Raw genomic sequence first — 14,918 nt, forward strand, 5'->3', positions numbered from 1 at the left:
GGTCTGGCCCTGTCAGGCCGTCACCGCCTTATGCACCATGTTCCAATAAATCTGTTCGACCTCGTCCAGTGACAGCCGCCCTCCGGACCTGTACCAGGTCATCACACCGTTCAACATGGCAATCACCGCCAGCGTGGCGATCTTGGTGTCCGGTATCGCAAACTGACCAGCCTGCTGGCCAGAGTGAAGGATGTCCTCCAACGCGTTTTCGTATTGGCGTCGAAGGTCTTCGATTTCGGCGAAGTTTTCGGGCGAGAGGTTGCGCAATTCCATATAGGCGATGAACACCTCGTCAGGGCGTTGCAGGTGGAAACGAATGTGAAAACCGACAAATCGGCGTAACGCTTGCCGGCAGTCATCGCAGCGCTCCAGCGCGTTGAGCGCCGAAAGCAGATCCTGCATATGCTCTCGCATCAACCGATACAGCAAACTCTGCTTGTCCGGCGTGTAATTGTATAGCGCCCCCGCCTGAACGCCGACCTCTTTCGCGATCTGCCGCATCGAAACCGCGGCATAGCCGTGGCGGGCAAACAGGTTCAGGGCCGCCTTTCGAATGCGCGGGCCTGTGATGTCAGAGTGGGAGCCTTGAGTACGTGCCATGCGCCCACAGTATCTGAACAAATGTTCATATAGAACCCCGCTTGATCGGCGCCGGTAAAAGGTGCATCACGAAAGGACGAACAAAACCGAAAAGCGTGCCACATGAAACTGCTGCCTGTTCTGCCTCTTATTCTTGTGTTTGCCGGGTGTTCAGACTTTCCCGAACTCGAAGGCAGTGAACCGGCCTCGGTCAAATCGGCCCCCTACCCGCGCCTTGTTCCGGTGCAGGAAACGTTGGGGCCTTCGATTGATCCCGTAAGCCAGGCCGCAGAGGTGGAGGAAGACCTGACGCAGCGCAGCGAGGCGCTTGCGAAAAAGGCCCAGGCGCTGCAAAACGCGCAAACCAACTAAAGCGTGACATTTGACCTCGACAATCCCCCGGTGACGGATTGCACCCTTGGCCTGAACCCGATAAGGCAGCGCTGATCGGGCAGGCGTCCGAATGCAGACAAGTTTCGAGCGGAAAGGAACCCACGACATGACACAGGCACTGCGGCTGGGAATTGCGGGCTTGGGAACTGTCGGTGTGGGTGTCGTCAAGATTGTTCGCCGCCACGCAGATTTGCTGAAGGCGCGCGCGGGCCGGTCGATTGAAATCGTGGCCGTATCGGCGCGGGATCCGAACAAGGACCGCGGCGTGAACCTGTCGGATTATGCCTGGGAAACCGACCCGGTTGCGCTGGCGAAACGTGACGATATCGATGTCTATGTCGAACTGATGGGCGGCGAAAACGGTCCGGCCAAGGCCTCGGTCGAAGCCGCGCTGGCCAGCGGCAAAGACGTCGTGACCGCCAACAAGGCTTTGCTGGCCATTCACGGGCAGGAACTGGCCGAACAGGCCGAAGCTGCTGGCCGCGTCATCCGGTTTGAGGCCGCAGTCGCGGGCGGTATCCCCGTAATCAAATCCCTGACCGAAGGGCTGGCCGGAAACGAGATCACGCGCGTGATGGGCGTAATGAACGGCACCTGCAACTACATTCTGACCCGGATGCAATCGCAGCGTCAGGGCTATAACGCCCTTTTCGACGAATGTGCAAAACTTGGGTATCTTGAGGCTGACCCCAATCTGGATGTCGGTGGCATCGACGCCGCGCACAAACTGGCTTTGCTGGCCTCGATCGCTTTTGGCACCAAGCCCAATTTCGACGGGATTGAGATCGAAGGCATTCAGCAAATCAGCCTCGACGATATCGACCAGGCCGAGGATATGGGCTTTCGCATCAAATTGCTGGGCGTGGCGCAGCGTACCGCGCGCGGGCTGGAACAACGCATGCAGCCTTGCCTTGTGCCCAGCGACTCGCCCTTGGGGCAATTGGAAGGCGGCACCAACATGGTGGTGATCGAAGGCGACGCGGTTGAACAGGTTGTTCTGCGCGGCCCCGGTGCGGGTGAAGGCCCGACGGCCAGCGCCGTGATGGGCGACGTCTGCGATCTGGCACGCGGGCTGCAAATCCCGACCTTTGGCCGACCGGCCAAATCGCTTGAGGCTGCGGCCCCCGCCGTCACGGGCCTACCGGCGCCTTATTATTTGCGGCTGGGTCTGCTGGATAAACCGGGCGCACTGGCCAAGGTTGCAGCCATTCTGGGCGATGCCGGTGTTTCCATAGACAGGATGCGCCAATATGCCCATGCCGAAAGCACGGCGCCTGTGCTGATCGTTACCCACAAAACCACCCGCGCCGCGCTGGACGTTGCGCTGGACGGGTTCCGTGACACGGATGTGGTTGCCGGTGCCCCCGTCGCGTTGCGGATTGAAGAGGTTTGAACTTGCGGCCTGCATGAAACGCAAGCTATGCCGATAGAAACGGCTTAAATGACCAGAGGATACATGACAATGAGTGCTGCCAAAACCGATTTCAACGACCGCCTGCTGTCTCTGGGGCTGGCAAGGGTGGCGGAACAGGCTGCGCTGGCCTCGGCTTCGCTGGTGGGGCGTGGTGACGAGAAAGCCGCCGACCAGGCCGCCGTGAATGCGATGCGAGAACAGCTGAACATGCTGGACATTGCTGGCGTTGTGGTGATCGGTGAAGGTGAACGCGACGAAGCACCGATGCTGTATATCGGCGAAGAGGTCGGCACCGGAAACGGCCCCGGCGTGGACATCGCGCTGGATCCGCTGGAAGGCACAACGCTGACCGCAAAGGATATGCCCAACGCGCTGACCGTGATTGCCATGGGTCCGCGCGGCTCAATGCTGCATGCGCCGGACGTCTACATGGACAAGCTGGCTGTTGGTCCGGGCCTGCCCGAGGGTGTCGTCAATCTGGACATGTCTCCACGTGAACGGGTGGAAGCCTTGGCAAAGGCCAAGAACTGCAAGCCTGCGGACATCACCGTCTGCATTCTGGAACGCCCCCGTCACGAGGCGATGATCGCCGAAGTGCGCGAAACCGGAGCATCGATCCGCCTGATCACCGATGGTGACGTGGCAGGTGTCATGCATTGCGCAGAAAGCGAAGTGACCGGCATCGACATGTATATGGGCCAGGGTGGCGCCCCCGAAGGCGTGCTTGCCGCTGCCGCGCTGAAATGCATGGGCGGTCAGATCTTTGGTCGCCTGTTGTTCCGCAACGATGACGAGCGGGGCCGTGCTGCCAAGGCAGGAATCACCGATCTGGACCGGGTCTATTCGCGCGATGAGATGGTGACCGCAGATGTGATCTTTGCCGCGACCGGTGTAACCGGCGGTTCTCTGTTGCCGCGCATAAAGCGCGAGCCGGGTTGGGTGGAAACCACGACGCTGCTGATGCGCTCAAAGACCGGGTCCGTGCGCCGCATGTCGTATCGCACCCCCACCTGGCCGCACGATAACGCCTGACGGCTTGCGCCGTTGCCTCCGGCGGGAGTATTTGGAAAAAGATGAAGAGGCCGGGTCCGAAAGGATCCGGCCTTGGTTCACAAGGGGCAGGCAATGGGTTTTCTTGGCGTAGAACAATCATTGACCGGGCGGCGCTGGGTTGGCCCGGAAGCCGAGCTGGAGCGGGCTGCCGAGATGATGACTCAACAGACCGACCTGCCGCGTGCGGTATGTCAGGTTCTGGCCCGTCGTGGCGTGCCGGTCATGGAGGCGCGCGGCTTTCTGGACCCCAAGCTCAAGGAGCTGCTGCCAGATCCCCGCGACATGAAGGACATGGAAACGGCGGCGGCGCGTTTTCTGGACGCCGTACGCCATCGCCAGAAAATCGCGGTGTTCGCGGATTACGATGTTGACGGCGGCTGTTCTGCCGCTCTGCTGCTGGTTTGGCTTCGGCAGATGGGGATGCAGGCGACACTTTATGTGCCGGATCGGATTGATGAGGGATATGGTCCGAATGTTCCGGCAATGCGGGAACTGGCAACCAGCCACGACCTGATCATTTGCGTCGATTGCGGCACGCTCAGCCATGAGCCGATTGCCGCGGCCAAGGGGGCGGACGTGATTGTTCTGGATCACCACCTCGGCGGCGAAACCCTGCCGGACTGCGTTGCAGTCGTGAATCCCAACCGGCAGGATGAAAGCGGTGATCTGGGCTATTTCTGCGCGGCGGGTGTCGTGTTTCTGATGCTGGTCGAAGCAGGGCGCCAGCTGCGCGCGGCAGGCGCAAAGGGGCCTGACCTGATATCGATGCTGGACCTGGTGGCCCTGGCAACCGTGGCTGACGTTGCGCCATTGATCGGCGCCAATCGCGCCCTGGTTCGACAAGGCCTTAAAGTGATGGCCCAAAGGCAGCGCCCCGGACTTGTCGCATTGTCCGATGTCTCGCGCATGGATACGGCGCCCAACAGCTATCACCTGGGTTTTCTGCTTGGCCCCCGCGTAAATGCAGGTGGTCGCATCGGGCAGGCCGATCTGGGCGCCCGCCTGCTGAGTACGGATTCCCTGCACGAGGCACAGGCCCTGTCCGAACGTCTGGACGCGCTGAACACAGAACGCCGGGACATTGAAAACGCCGTGCGCGCCGCCGCGATGGAGCAGGCCGAGGGTCGCGGGCTCGACGCGCCGCTGGTCTGGGCCGCCGGTGAGGGCTGGCATCCGGGTGTGGTGGGCATCGTGGCGTCTCGTTTGAAGGAAACCGCCAACCGTCCGGCCATCGTGATCGGCTTTGACGGTGATGAGGGCAAAGGCTCGGGGCGTTCGGTCTCGGGCGTGGATCTGGGGGCATCGATCCAGCGGCTCGCGGCCGAAGGGTTGCTGGTTAAGGGCGGCGGTCACAAGATGGCCGCTGGACTTACCGTCAAACGCGACAAACTGGAACCTGCGATGGAACGCCTCAGCGAGCTGCTGGCAAAACAAGGCGCAGGTCAGAGCGGCCCTGCGGATATGAAGCTGGAAGGCGCCCTTATGCCCGGTGCCGCGACAGTGGATCTTGTCGAACAGATCGAACAGGCCGGACCGTTTGGCGCCGGAGCCCCTGCCCCGCGATACGCGCTTCCGGATCTTCAGGTGCGTTTTGCCAAACGTGTCGGGGAAACGCACCTGAAGTTGTCATTGTCCGATGGCATGGGTGGTGGGCTGGATGCGATTGCCTTTGGTGCCTTTGACGGTCCGATGGGCGAGAGACTGTCAAATCATGGTGGCGCACGCTTTCATTTTGCAGGCCGGCTTGAGGTGAACACCTGGGGCGGACGGCAATCCGTACAGCTCAGGCTCGAGGACGCGGCCGAGGCAAATTGACGTCTCGCTCGGGCGGCGCAAAAAACTTTCTCATCCCTGCGTTTTTCGGCTTGCGGGGGTCACGGTGAAACCGTAAAAGGCCCTCCACAAGCCAGCGTGGCCCGTTCGTCTATCGGTTAGGACGCCAGGTTTTCAACCTGGAAAGAGGGGTTCGATTCCCCTACGGGCTACCACTTGTGCTTGCGTCACGACAAAGTGGCCCGTTCGTCTATCGGTTAGGACGCCAGGTTTTCAACCTGGAAAGAGGGGTTCGATTCCCCTACGGGCTACCATTTCTCCTGATCAAACCCCGAACTTTTCTCGGCACAAGTTTCCAATCTTTTGCCAGGTGGATTTGTATTCGGGTGTGTTTTCTGCCGCGTAGTGAAAGTTTTTCATCAGCCCGGTCAGTTGCGTGAACACCTGCCTTACCTCGGCCTTGTCGACAAAGACCGCCTTGGATTGCGTCACATCGTACACAAGCTTGAACGTCTTTATCTGCCGTTCAAGCGGCACCGTCGCATCGATTGTGTCAAATGCGTCCTGCTGCAAGTAGACCATATCGACGAACAAGGCTTTCTGTTGGGTTACAAAGTCGTCAATTGTAACGCCCTCTTCCCCAGTGACCTGCATCATCTGATCGACCTGTTCGCCTTTTTCGATCAGGGCCAACAGGGTGCGCACTTTGGCTGTCCAACCCGGCTCGGCGTTCCTGTCATACCAGTCGGACAATTGGTCAGTATACCGAGACCAGCTGAGCATCGGATCGACCGCTGGATAAAACCTCTTGTAGGCGCGTTCGGATGACAACCCGAGGAAACACTTGACCGTCGACAAGGTTGACTGGGTTACCGGCTCGTCAAAATTGCCGCCAGCAGGAGAAACCGTTCCGATCAGCGTCAGGCTGCCAAGATCGCCGTCATTCGTTTTCAGCGCCCCGGCGCGTTCGTACAAACCCTTGATCGAGCTTTCCAGATAGGCCGGGAACCCCTCTTCGCCGGGAATTTCCTCGAGCTTGCCAGAGGTCTCGCGCATGGCTTGTGCCCACCGGCTGGTGCTGTCGGCGATCAACAAGACATCATTGCCCATCTGGCGGTAGTATTCCCCCAACGTGATCCCGGTGAAGATCGACGCCTCGCGCGCGGCAACCGGCATGGATGACGTGTTGCAGATGATGATCGTCCGATCCATCAGGCTGCCACCGGTGGTTGGATCGGTCATCTTCGGAAACTCCTCGATGGTCTCGACCACCTCACCTGCACGTTCGCCGCAGGCCACGACGATCACGATATCAACCTTCGCATTCCGTGCGATCAGGTTTTGCAGCACGGTCTTGCCCGCACCGAACGGCCCGGGAATACAGGCGGTGCCGCCGCGTGCAATCGGAAAGAACGTGTCGATCAGCCGTTGCGACGTCAGAACCGGTTCCGTGGGATACAGCCGCTCGGACAGTGCGCGCTTCAGGATGTTTTCCGGCAATGGTCTCCGAACCGGCCATTTCTGCGAAAGCGTCAGCGTATGCTCGCCACCGTCTTCGTCTTCCAGTCGGGCCACGATGTCATGGATCGTGGCCGCGCCTTTTTGCACCCAGACCACCTTGTACGCGCCGGTCCAGTTGAACGGCAGCATGATCTTGTGGCTGAAATGGCCTTCGGGCACCGTTCCAATGCTGTCCCCGGCAGTGACCGTGTCGCCCACCTTCACGGACGGCGTAAAGGACCATTTCGCGTGTTCATCCAAGGGCGCGACATCTGCGCCGCGCGGCAGGAAGGTACCAAATGCTGCCGCGACCTTTGCCAAAGGCGACTGCAACCCGTCAAACACCTGCCCCAGCAGCCCCGGACCCAGCTCGACCGACAAGAGCTGACCTGATTGCTCCACCGGGTCGTCGACCGCCACCCCATCAGTGCTTTCATAGACCTGCACGTCCGCCATATCCCCACGTACGCGCAGCACTTCGCCCTTGAGCCTTTCTTGGCGCCCACCGGGGCCGGAACGCGAAGGCAATATGTAAACCACTTCGTTTTTGACCAGTTGACCGGGTTGACCGGTCGCGTCCGGATTGGCCTGTATCCGAACAAGCCCTTCCTGAACCAGGACGACGCGTGCGGTCGATGAATGTTTGGCTGAGATTGGGGCTGTCATGCGCTTGCTCCCTCAAAATCGACATCAGCGAACTCGGCCATGGCCTGTTGTGCCAGTTTCTCAAATCTCTTGGCGGCTTCCGCAGCGCTGCTTTGCGCCCAGCGGTCGAAGATGTTCCAGATCAGAACGTAAATGGCGACCGCCTCGAAATCGAACATGTGACGAGCCGCGTGCCGCTTGAGCTGCTTGTGGCTTATCGACAAAAGCAGACGTTCCAGACCCAGCGGATCTTCGTTTTCCAGCAATTGGGTTGCCTCTTCGATCCAGGGCATGAGCCGTTCCAGCCGAAAGCTGGGATCACCCCAATTGGCGGGGATGTGGCGGCTCCATCGTCCGACTCCGAATGGGCCTGAAGGCGTTGGTTCTCCGCGTTTCCGCAATCGCAGCGCCGCGACCACCGAGCGTAGTTCCATGCGCTCCATGAAGAGTTTGCGCAAGGTGGGCTGAGGGATGTCCACCATCGCTTGTTTGCAGCGCTGGATCGCCTGAGCGTCGGTGACATCCATGTCGTAGGCGCTCCAGCTCAACGCGTGCTCGAGGACCTTCAGAACGTTGCTGTCCTCCGGTGTCAAAGCCGTCAATCGACGGTCCAGCCTGATACGTGACAGGGGCGGCTGCTTGGCAACGAACAACCGTTCCGAACCCGGAAGGCTGCACATCAACGCGATATAGGCGTCCTGTTTTGACATCTCAGCGGATGACCCCCTCCAAAACGGCGCGGAACCTGGGCTGCAAATGCTCCATCAACAGCGACGCCACCGCCTTGTCCGTCAGGTCCAGAACAACACCCTGTTCTTCAGCGCGAACGCGGATGCCTTCCTGCACGTCATCGGCTGCGTGCAACTCGACATTCTCGCGCAGCATCTTCGCAGTCAGCCCAAGAACATATTTTGTCAGCTTGCCGGATTGAATGTCATCGGCGTTTTGCTTGATGTCTTCCTGCGTGGCGACCCGGACAGGAAGAACGACGGAAACCCTGCCATTCAGATTTGCGCCTTCCCCGGCCCGGCCCACCACCTCGAGGATCATCTGCCTCAGAAGCTCGGGATCGGACATCTCTTTGGTTACAAGGCGTTCGACATCTGCCTTGAAGCGATCCGTCAGACCCGCCTTCATGGTCAGCACGGCATCCCGCATCGCGGTGTTCAATGCTTCTTCGCCGGCAGCCCTGTAATTGTCTGTCTCCGTGCGGGCTTTCTTTTTCAACTCATCGGCTTCGCGCTTTGCCTCTGCCACGATGCGCGCGGCTTCGGCTTTTGCTTCTGCGCGCAATTTCTCGGCTTCGGCCTGACCAGCGGCAACCCCATCGTTGCGCAATTTGTCGATCAGCGCGTCAACCCCATGCGCAATCGTTCTGTCTTGTGCCATCAGCTGATCCCCGCACTGATGACCAACGCAAACACGAAGGCAAAAACACCAAACCCTTCGATGATTGCGGCAGGGGCCAGAGCAAGGCCAAAAATCTCGGGCTTTTCCTTGGTCGCATTGATCGCAGCCGCACAGGCCCGACCCTGCCAGATGCCGCAATACATCAGCGCGATACCCGACAGGATGCCGATCCCGAACAGACCGCCCGCGTTTTCAGGTGTCACGTCGCGGTTCAGGGTAAACATGATGACGATCCCGTAGATGACCATCGTTGAGGGAAACGCGGATACACCCACGAAACGGCCATAGCCGCCCTCGGTTTCCGTCATGGCCCCGATACTGGCCATACCGGCGATCGAACACCCAATAGCGCTGGCTGCAGCCCCCAACGCCATTGGCGCATAAATACCCAGCCAACCCAGTGTAAGAACAAGCTCATTCATTCCTGAACCTCCTTGCGGGCAAATGGACGAAAGATGATGCCTTCATCCGGCAGACCCCATTTAAAGAATTCGATGTAATTGAGACGCAAACCGTGCACGACGCCGCTCATCATCGCGAGTGCGAAGTTCAATACATGACCTATGATCAATATCAGCAGCCCAAACAGAATGCCCGGCCCCCTAAGGGCCTGCATGACCGACACCGCCAGATCATTGAACGTGATCGCCAGCGAGGCCGAAGCAAGGCCTAACGCGAAAAGACGCATATAGCTGAGAACGTCCCCAAACGCGCCCATCGCCCCGGCAAGGCTTTGAAACCCTTCGAGCAAACGCCAGATCCAGTCCATCGGCCTCTGGATGACCCGCTCGCTGGAAAACAGGACAATCGCCACGATGCCGGCGGTCAGGATAGCTGCGCCCGGCACCGGAGACTTGCCGTTCATGTAGCCGAGCCAAAGGACAAACCCGCCGATCAGGGCCGCAATCCAGCCCAGATTGGCAACCGCCTTGCGTTGCCCCCACGCCGCGCAGGCCGCAAGTGCGTTGGCCAGGACAAGGTGGATAACGCCAACGACGATCGAGACCATCATCATCGCGCCGAAATCGTTCAAATCCAGCACCTTGAGCCTTGCCCAAATCGAGCCCCCAGCCGGTGACACCCCGAAATAGCTGCCCACCATGACCCCGTAAAATATCGTAACCGCCGATATGATCAGGCCGAACAGACGCCAGGACCTTTGACCAGCGGTGCGGTCCATCCGTCTCCAAAAGGCCAGCACCGCCAGCAGGATGACAGCACCGTAACCGGCATCCGCCACGATCATGGCAAAGAAGATCGCAAAGGACGCCGAGACGATGACGCTGGGGTCCCAGTTCTGATATCCGGGCACCTGATAGAACAGCGCCAGATCGACAGCGGCCCTGCGGTTTTCAGGCTGCTTTAGCAAGGTCGGAGGCGCGTCGCCCGAACCCGGATCTTCAATCAGGACGGCTGAACCCTTGGCGTTTGCCATGGCAAGAACAGCATCCACCTGATCCACGGGAACCCACCCCTGCAAAGCAAACACTGCCTCTTCGTCGCGCACTTTCTGAGTTGCATGGGCAAGCTCGGCGGCACTTTCGGCGACGGACAGGTTCCGGCGCATCAATGTCAGATAGCGCGTCAGCGCCACGCGTTCGGCTTCCAACGCCTCGAGGGCGATCTCGGCCTCTTCCAACTGGGCCTCAAGCTCGTGTACCGGCAGCGAACCGACATGGGTTCGCGGAACAGGAAGAACATCATCATCGGGTTCGTCAGGTGAAATCAGAACAGCATACAGGTACCGGTGGTCTTCCTCCAATATCGCCCAAGGAAGCTTGACCTTGGACAGGGCATCCCGGTGCTTCAGCGGCAGCTGATAGAACCACAGCCTGTTGCCAGCCAGCGCATCGGTCGGCGGAAAATCCAAATCCCCCCAGGGTCGCACCTGGGCGATGCGATGCGCCAGAAAGTCACGCCGGTCCATCGTATCCCGAACGCGCTGCATGAGGTCGGTCACCTCGCGCACGAAACGGTCCATGTCGAAATCGGGCGCACGCCGGACCTGGCGGCGCGGGTCAGGCACTTCTGCAAGGAAACGCAATGCCTTATACGCCTCTCTTGCACCGCGCTCACTAATCTTTTCCGGCTCTTTCGGTGTGGGAACAAGCGGCAAAACATGCATGCAGCCAAGGGCCTGAAGCGCCTCAAGCGTTTCCGCCTTTCGGGCAGCAGGCCCGATCAGAGACATCTTTTTCAGACGCGCAACGCTCATGTCAAAGCCTCCTGCGCGTGTTTGCGTTTCGAGATCTTCGACCGCACGACGGCCTGCATCTGTTCGTCGCTCAGGTAGATGCGGATCTTCTTGATGTTGGCCTTGGCGCGCGGGATCAGAACCTTTTCGAACAAGTTGACCCGCTGGGTGATGGTGGCCACCGCCTTGTCGAAGATGCGAACGCGTTCTTCGGCAATCTTCACCCGCACCCGCGCTTCGATGACGTCGTGCAGCAAAAGCGCAGCGGCATCGACCCAATGGGGCTTGGCCAAAACGGAATACGGGCGCACCTCCACTTCGATCCGATCAAGGTCAGGCAGCTTGACCCCTACCACATTGACCTCTTTGACCTTGTAGTCCTTGAGCTTGACCAGCCCATCCAGAGCGACACCTTGCTGCGCCAGCATCGGCAGCTTTTCACCAACCTGCTGCACCAGCGCCTGCACCATTTGCTCGAGGCGGTCGACCTCTTCCCGGGCCCGAACCCGTTCAGCCATCAACTGTTGTCGCTTCAGGTCCAGCGACGGCAGGAACCGCTCATAGCTTTTCAGCTGTGTCTGCTCGCGCGCAAGCGACGATTTATTCAGCTGCAACCGCGCCATTGGCATCCTTCGGGAAATACTTGTCGATCAATGCCTGCTTCATCAGCAACTGTTCCGGCGCAAAGCACTCTGCCAGCGTCTTCCAACCCAGATCAAGCGCCTCTTCCAGCGGGATCGAAACATTGATGTCCATGAACCGAGACCGGAACAGGCCGCCGAATTTCAGCAATTGGTGATCATAGTCTGACAGGTCGAAGGCCATCGCCTGTTTTTGCGCGGCATCGCGGCTTTCAGAATAGAAACGGATCATCGTGTTCATGATCTGCCCATGATCTTCGCGGGTGGTCTTGCCGATCACGTTCTGCTTGAGGCGCGACAGGCTGCCGAACGGATCGATCACGCCAGAATGCAGATAGAACTGCCCTTCAGTGATATAGCCGGTGTTGTCAGGCACCGGGTGGGTTACGTCGTTTCCGGGCATGGTCGTGACGGTCAGAACCGTGACCGACCCGCCTTTGGCATAGTCACAGGCTTTTTCGTATCGGCGCGCAAGCTGCGAATACAGGTCCCCCATATAGCCGCGCTGAGATGGCACCCTTTCCTGACTGATGCCGACCTCTTTCATCGCGTCAGCATAGGCGGTCATGTCCGTCAGCAGGACCAGCACGCGTTTGCCCTCTTCCACAGCGAACTTCTCGGCCACTGCCAATGCCATGTCCGGCACCAGCAGACGTTCCACCAAAGGATCCATCGCCTGATTGACGAACATGACGGTGCGCGAAAACACACCCGCATCTTCGAACGAGGTGCGAAACGTGTGGTAGTCGTCAAAAATCAGCCCCAGCCCGCCAAAGATCACGATATCCGCGTCGGCCTGAATACCGATTCGGCTGAGGAACGCGTTGAACGGCTCGCCTGAAACCGAGAAGATCGGAATTTTCTGGCTCTCGACCAATGTGTTGAACACGTCGATCATCGGCACATCCGTGCGGATCATTCTGTTTGGAACCGCGCGTTCCGCCGGATTGACGGTCGGTCCGCCAATATCGATGTGCGGTTCCGCAGACAGGTCGGGGCCTCCATCAATGGCCACACCGGCGCCATCAAACACGCGGCCCAGAATGTTGGCCGAATAAGGTGTCTGCATCGGGTGCCCGAGAAAAGTTGCCGTTGCTTCGGTCGATATGCCCTTGGTGCCGGAAAACACCTGCAACGTGACGACATCCCGGTCGATGAAGATCGTCTGGGCCAGTGTTTTTCGGCCATCCACCGTCTCGATCATAGCGAGGTCGTTGAACCGGACAGCCGGCTCTCCTTTGTTCTGGATCGGAACCCGAACCTTGATTGTGTCCCCGACGATTTCCAGAACACGCGTGTACTTCAACAGACTTCGGGACATTGCCTATCCTCACTGTTCCAAGTCGTTTTTCGTAATTCGCGCCGCACGTCTCAGCGGTAATTTTTGCAATGACAATCCTAGCTTACAACGAATTCACAAATTGGCAAACGAGTTCAGCGCCACCTCTTCCGGGATGCCTGAACGTCAATTACTAAATTTTTAGTTTGACACATACGCAAGAAATCGCTGATGCTGTCCGTCATCCGGTTTCCGCCGGAGAACCATAATTTTGGGAGGAGACAGATGCGGAGACATCTACTTTCCGCAGTGGCGGCGGCTGCCGTCATTGCGGGGCACGGTCCTGCTTGGGCCGACGAAGCCGCAGCACAACGTTGGATCGACGACGAATTCCAGCCATCGACCTTGTCGAAAGACGAACAGATGGCCGAGATGCAGTGGTTCATCGAAGCTGCACAGCCTTACGCAGGTATGGAAATCAACGTCCTGTCCGAAGGTATCCCGACACATTCCTACGAATCCGAGGTGCTGACCAAGGCGTTCGAGGAAATCACCGGCATCAAGGTCAACCACCAGATTCTGGGTGAAGGTGAGGTGGTTCAGGCCGTTCAAACCCAAATGCAAACGGGTCGGAACCTGTATGACGGCTATGTCAACGACAGTGACCTGATCGGCACCCATTCGCGTTTGCAGCTGGCCTATCCGCTGACGGACATGATGGGCGGTGACTGGGCCGCGACAACTTCGCCGACGCTGGATCTGGATGACTTCATGGGCATTCAGTTCACCACCGGACCGGACGGCAAGCTGTATCAGCTGCCCGATCAGCAGTTTGCGAACCTTTACTGGTTCCGCAAGGACTGGTTCGATGATGAGGCGAACAAAGCCGCGTTCAAAGAAAAGTACGGCTATGATCTGGGCGTTCCGGTCAACTGGTCCGCGTATGAAGATATCGCCGAGTTCTTCACCAATGATGTGAAAGAAGTCGATGGTACCACGATCTACGGCCACATGGATTACGGCAAGCGCGCGCCCGACCTCGGATGGCGCATGACCGATGCCTGGCTGTCGATGGCCGGTGCCGGCGACAAGGGCGAACCGAACGGTGTGCCTGTCGACGAATGGGGCATCCGCATGGAAGCGGGCACCTGTAACCCTGTTGGCGCTTCGGTGTCGCGCGGTGGTGCTGCAAACGGTCCGGCTGCGGTCTATGCGATCCGGAAATGGGATGAATGGCTGCGGGCCTATGCGCCTCCGGGTGCCGCGTCTTATGACTTCTACCAGTCGCTGCCGGCACTTAGCCAGGGCAACGTGGCCCAGCAGATCTTCTGGTACACGGCCTTCACCGCCGACATGGTCAAGCCGAAGTCCGAAGGCAACAACACCGTGGATGACGAAGGCACGCCGCTGTGGCGGATGGCGCCCAGCCCGCACGGCCCCTATTGGGAAGAAGGCCAGAAGGTTGGCTACCAAGACGTGGGGTCCTGGACGTTCCTCAAATCGACCCCCTCGGATCGTGCCCAGGCAGCTTGGCTTTATGCCCAGTTCGTGACCTCCAAAACTGTCGATGTGAAGAAGTCCCATGTGGGTCTGACCTTCATCCGCGACAGCTCGGTCAATCACGAGTCGTTCACCGAGCGCGCACCCAAGCTGGGTGGTCTGGTCGAGTTCTACCGCTCACCTGACCGCGTGGCATGGTCGCCGACCGGCATCAACGTGCCGGATTATCCGAAGCTGGCCCAGATCTGGTGGCAGCAGATCGGTGACGTGAACTCGGGCGCCTTCACCCCGCAAGAGGCGATGGATCGTCTGGCCGAAGAGATGGACATCACTATGGCCCGGATGCAGGCCGCTGATGAAAGCGCCGGTGTCTACGGCGGCTGTGGTCCGCGCCTGAACGAGCCGCAGGACCCATCTTTCTGGCTGGAAAAGCCGGGCTCACCCAAGGCCAAGCTTGAGAACGAAAAGCCGCAGGGCCAGACCGTCAACTATGACGAACTGGTTCAGCGCTGGCAGTCAAAGTAAGCCGTTGAAACC

13 protein-coding genes and 2 tRNA genes are annotated in these 14,918 nt (G+C 59.2%); 7 read left to right on the forward strand and 8 right to left on the reverse strand.

Going from position 1 to position 14,918, the window contains the following annotated elements:
- Nucleotides 1–12: 12 nt before the first annotated feature.
- The gene (locus ACR0C6_RS07080) at nucleotides 13–600 is read right to left on the reverse strand and encodes a TetR/AcrR family transcriptional regulator (protein ID WP_171170526.1); all 588 of its coding nucleotides are present in this window, start codon (nucleotides 598–600) and stop codon (nucleotides 13–15) included.
- A 102-nt stretch (nucleotides 601–702) separates the two neighbouring features.
- Here ACR0C6_RS07080 and ACR0C6_RS07085 point away from each other — a divergent pair, with 102 nt between their 5' ends.
- The 6 genes from ACR0C6_RS07085 to ACR0C6_RS07110 all read left to right on the forward strand — a co-directional run bounded on the left by ACR0C6_RS07085 (nucleotide 703) and on the right by ACR0C6_RS07110 (nucleotide 5,526).
- Nucleotides 703–951: a hypothetical protein gene (locus ACR0C6_RS07085; protein WP_171119520.1), complete on the forward strand. Its 249-nt coding sequence runs from the start codon at nucleotides 703–705 to the stop codon at nucleotides 949–951.
- A gap of 127 nt (nucleotides 952–1,078) precedes the next feature.
- Entirely contained in the window at nucleotides 1,079–2,365 is a 1,287-nt protein-coding gene (locus ACR0C6_RS07090; protein ID WP_480618727.1) for a homoserine dehydrogenase, read from the forward strand.
- Nucleotides 2,366–2,434: 69 nt separating this feature from the next.
- Entirely contained in the window at nucleotides 2,435–3,418 is a 984-nt protein-coding gene (gene glpX, locus ACR0C6_RS07095; protein WP_171228463.1) for a class II fructose-bisphosphatase, read from the forward strand.
- 93 nt (nucleotides 3,419–3,511) lie between these two features.
- A complete protein-coding gene (recJ, locus tag ACR0C6_RS07100; protein WP_480618728.1) occupies nucleotides 3,512–5,254 on the forward strand; it encodes a single-stranded-DNA-specific exonuclease RecJ in 1,743 nt (580 codons plus the stop codon).
- A gap of 98 nt (nucleotides 5,255–5,352) precedes the next feature.
- Nucleotides 5,353–5,427 (forward strand) — tRNA-Glu (locus ACR0C6_RS07105).
- 24 nt (nucleotides 5,428–5,451) lie between these two features.
- A tRNA-Glu gene (locus ACR0C6_RS07110) sits at nucleotides 5,452–5,526 on the forward strand.
- A gap of 10 nt (nucleotides 5,527–5,536) precedes the next feature.
- On the opposite strand, the gene ACR0C6_RS07115 is transcribed toward ACR0C6_RS07110, so the two are convergent.
- The 7 genes from ACR0C6_RS07115 to ACR0C6_RS07145 are packed head-to-tail and all read right to left on the reverse strand — an operon-like array spanning nucleotide 5,537 to nucleotide 12,923.
- Nucleotides 5,537–7,378, reverse strand: a complete 1,842-nt coding sequence (locus ACR0C6_RS07115; RefSeq protein WP_480618729.1) for a V-type ATP synthase subunit A — start codon at nucleotides 7,376–7,378, stop codon at nucleotides 5,537–5,539.
- Entirely contained in the window at nucleotides 7,375–8,067 is a 693-nt protein-coding gene (locus ACR0C6_RS07120) for a hypothetical protein (protein WP_480618730.1), read from the reverse strand. Before ACR0C6_RS07120 ends, ACR0C6_RS07115 begins: the two co-directional genes overlap by 4 nt.
- Nucleotide 8,068: 1 nt before the next feature.
- Nucleotides 8,069–8,746 (reverse strand): hypothetical protein, encoded by a 678-nt coding sequence (locus ACR0C6_RS07125; RefSeq protein ID WP_480618731.1) that lies wholly within the window; start codon nucleotides 8,744–8,746, stop codon nucleotides 8,069–8,071.
- On the reverse strand, nucleotides 8,746–9,189 hold the full coding sequence (locus tag ACR0C6_RS07130; RefSeq protein WP_152457528.1) for an ATP synthase subunit C: 444 nt from the start codon (nucleotides 9,187–9,189) through the stop codon (nucleotides 8,746–8,748). The genes ACR0C6_RS07125 and ACR0C6_RS07130 overlap by 1 nt, the downstream gene beginning before the upstream one ends.
- A complete protein-coding gene (locus ACR0C6_RS07135; RefSeq protein ID WP_480618732.1) occupies nucleotides 9,186–10,982 on the reverse strand; it encodes a V-type ATP synthase subunit I in 1,797 nt (598 codons plus the stop codon). The genes ACR0C6_RS07130 and ACR0C6_RS07135 overlap by 4 nt, the downstream gene beginning before the upstream one ends.
- Nucleotides 10,979–11,584, reverse strand: coding sequence for a V-type ATP synthase subunit D (locus ACR0C6_RS07140; protein WP_480444725.1), 606 nt, complete (start codon nucleotides 11,582–11,584; stop codon nucleotides 10,979–10,981). The genes ACR0C6_RS07135 and ACR0C6_RS07140 overlap by 4 nt, the downstream gene beginning before the upstream one ends.
- Complete coding sequence (locus ACR0C6_RS07145; RefSeq protein ID WP_152457525.1) at nucleotides 11,562–12,923, reverse strand: V-type ATP synthase subunit B; 1,362 nt, start codon at nucleotides 12,921–12,923, stop codon at nucleotides 11,562–11,564. The genes ACR0C6_RS07140 and ACR0C6_RS07145 overlap by 23 nt, the downstream gene beginning before the upstream one ends.
- Before the next feature lie 243 nt (nucleotides 12,924–13,166).
- Here ACR0C6_RS07145 and ACR0C6_RS07150 point away from each other — a divergent pair, with 243 nt between their 5' ends.
- Complete coding sequence (locus ACR0C6_RS07150; protein ID WP_152457524.1) at nucleotides 13,167–14,906, forward strand: ABC transporter substrate-binding protein; 1,740 nt, start codon at nucleotides 13,167–13,169, stop codon at nucleotides 14,904–14,906.
- Nucleotides 14,907–14,918 lie beyond the last annotated feature (12 nt).

This window comes from Ruegeria sp. AL12 (genome assembly GCF_056540885.1).

What these genes read in the sequence shown, in the direction of transcription:
- recJ (WP_480618728.1), top strand. Translation starts at nt 3,512, where the DNA reads ATGGGTTTTCTTGGCGTAGAACAATCATTGACCGGGCGGCGCTGGGTT.
- ACR0C6_RS07130 (WP_152457528.1), bottom strand. Translation starts at nt 9,189, where the DNA reads ATGAATGAGCTTGTTCTTACACTGGGTTGGCTGGGTATTTATGCGCCA.
- ACR0C6_RS07125 (WP_480618731.1), bottom strand. Translation starts at nt 8,746, where the DNA reads ATGGCACAAGACAGAACGATTGCGCATGGGGTTGACGCGCTGATCGAC.
- ACR0C6_RS07085 (WP_171119520.1), top strand. Translation starts at nt 703, where the DNA reads ATGAAACTGCTGCCTGTTCTGCCTCTTATTCTTGTGTTTGCCGGGTGT.
- ACR0C6_RS07140 (WP_480444725.1), bottom strand. Translation starts at nt 11,584, where the DNA reads ATGGCGCGGTTGCAGCTGAATAAATCGTCGCTTGCGCGCGAGCAGACA.
- ACR0C6_RS07150 (WP_152457524.1), top strand. Translation starts at nt 13,167, where the DNA reads ATGCGGAGACATCTACTTTCCGCAGTGGCGGCGGCTGCCGTCATTGCG.
- ACR0C6_RS07090 (WP_480618727.1), top strand. Translation starts at nt 1,079, where the DNA reads ATGACACAGGCACTGCGGCTGGGAATTGCGGGCTTGGGAACTGTCGGT.
- ACR0C6_RS07120 (WP_480618730.1), bottom strand. Translation starts at nt 8,067, where the DNA reads ATGTCAAAACAGGACGCCTATATCGCGTTGATGTGCAGCCTTCCGGGT.
- ACR0C6_RS07080 (WP_171170526.1), bottom strand. Translation starts at nt 600, where the DNA reads ATGGCACGTACTCAAGGCTCCCACTCTGACATCACAGGCCCGCGCATT.
- glpX (WP_171228463.1), top strand. Translation starts at nt 2,435, where the DNA reads ATGAGTGCTGCCAAAACCGATTTCAACGACCGCCTGCTGTCTCTGGGG.
- ACR0C6_RS07135 (WP_480618732.1), bottom strand. Translation starts at nt 10,982, where the DNA reads ATGAGCGTTGCGCGTCTGAAAAAGATGTCTCTGATCGGGCCTGCTGCC.
- ACR0C6_RS07115 (WP_480618729.1), bottom strand. Translation starts at nt 7,378, where the DNA reads ATGACAGCCCCAATCTCAGCCAAACATTCATCGACCGCACGCGTCGTC.
- ACR0C6_RS07145 (WP_152457525.1), bottom strand. Translation starts at nt 12,923, where the DNA reads ATGTCCCGAAGTCTGTTGAAGTACACGCGTGTTCTGGAAATCGTCGGG.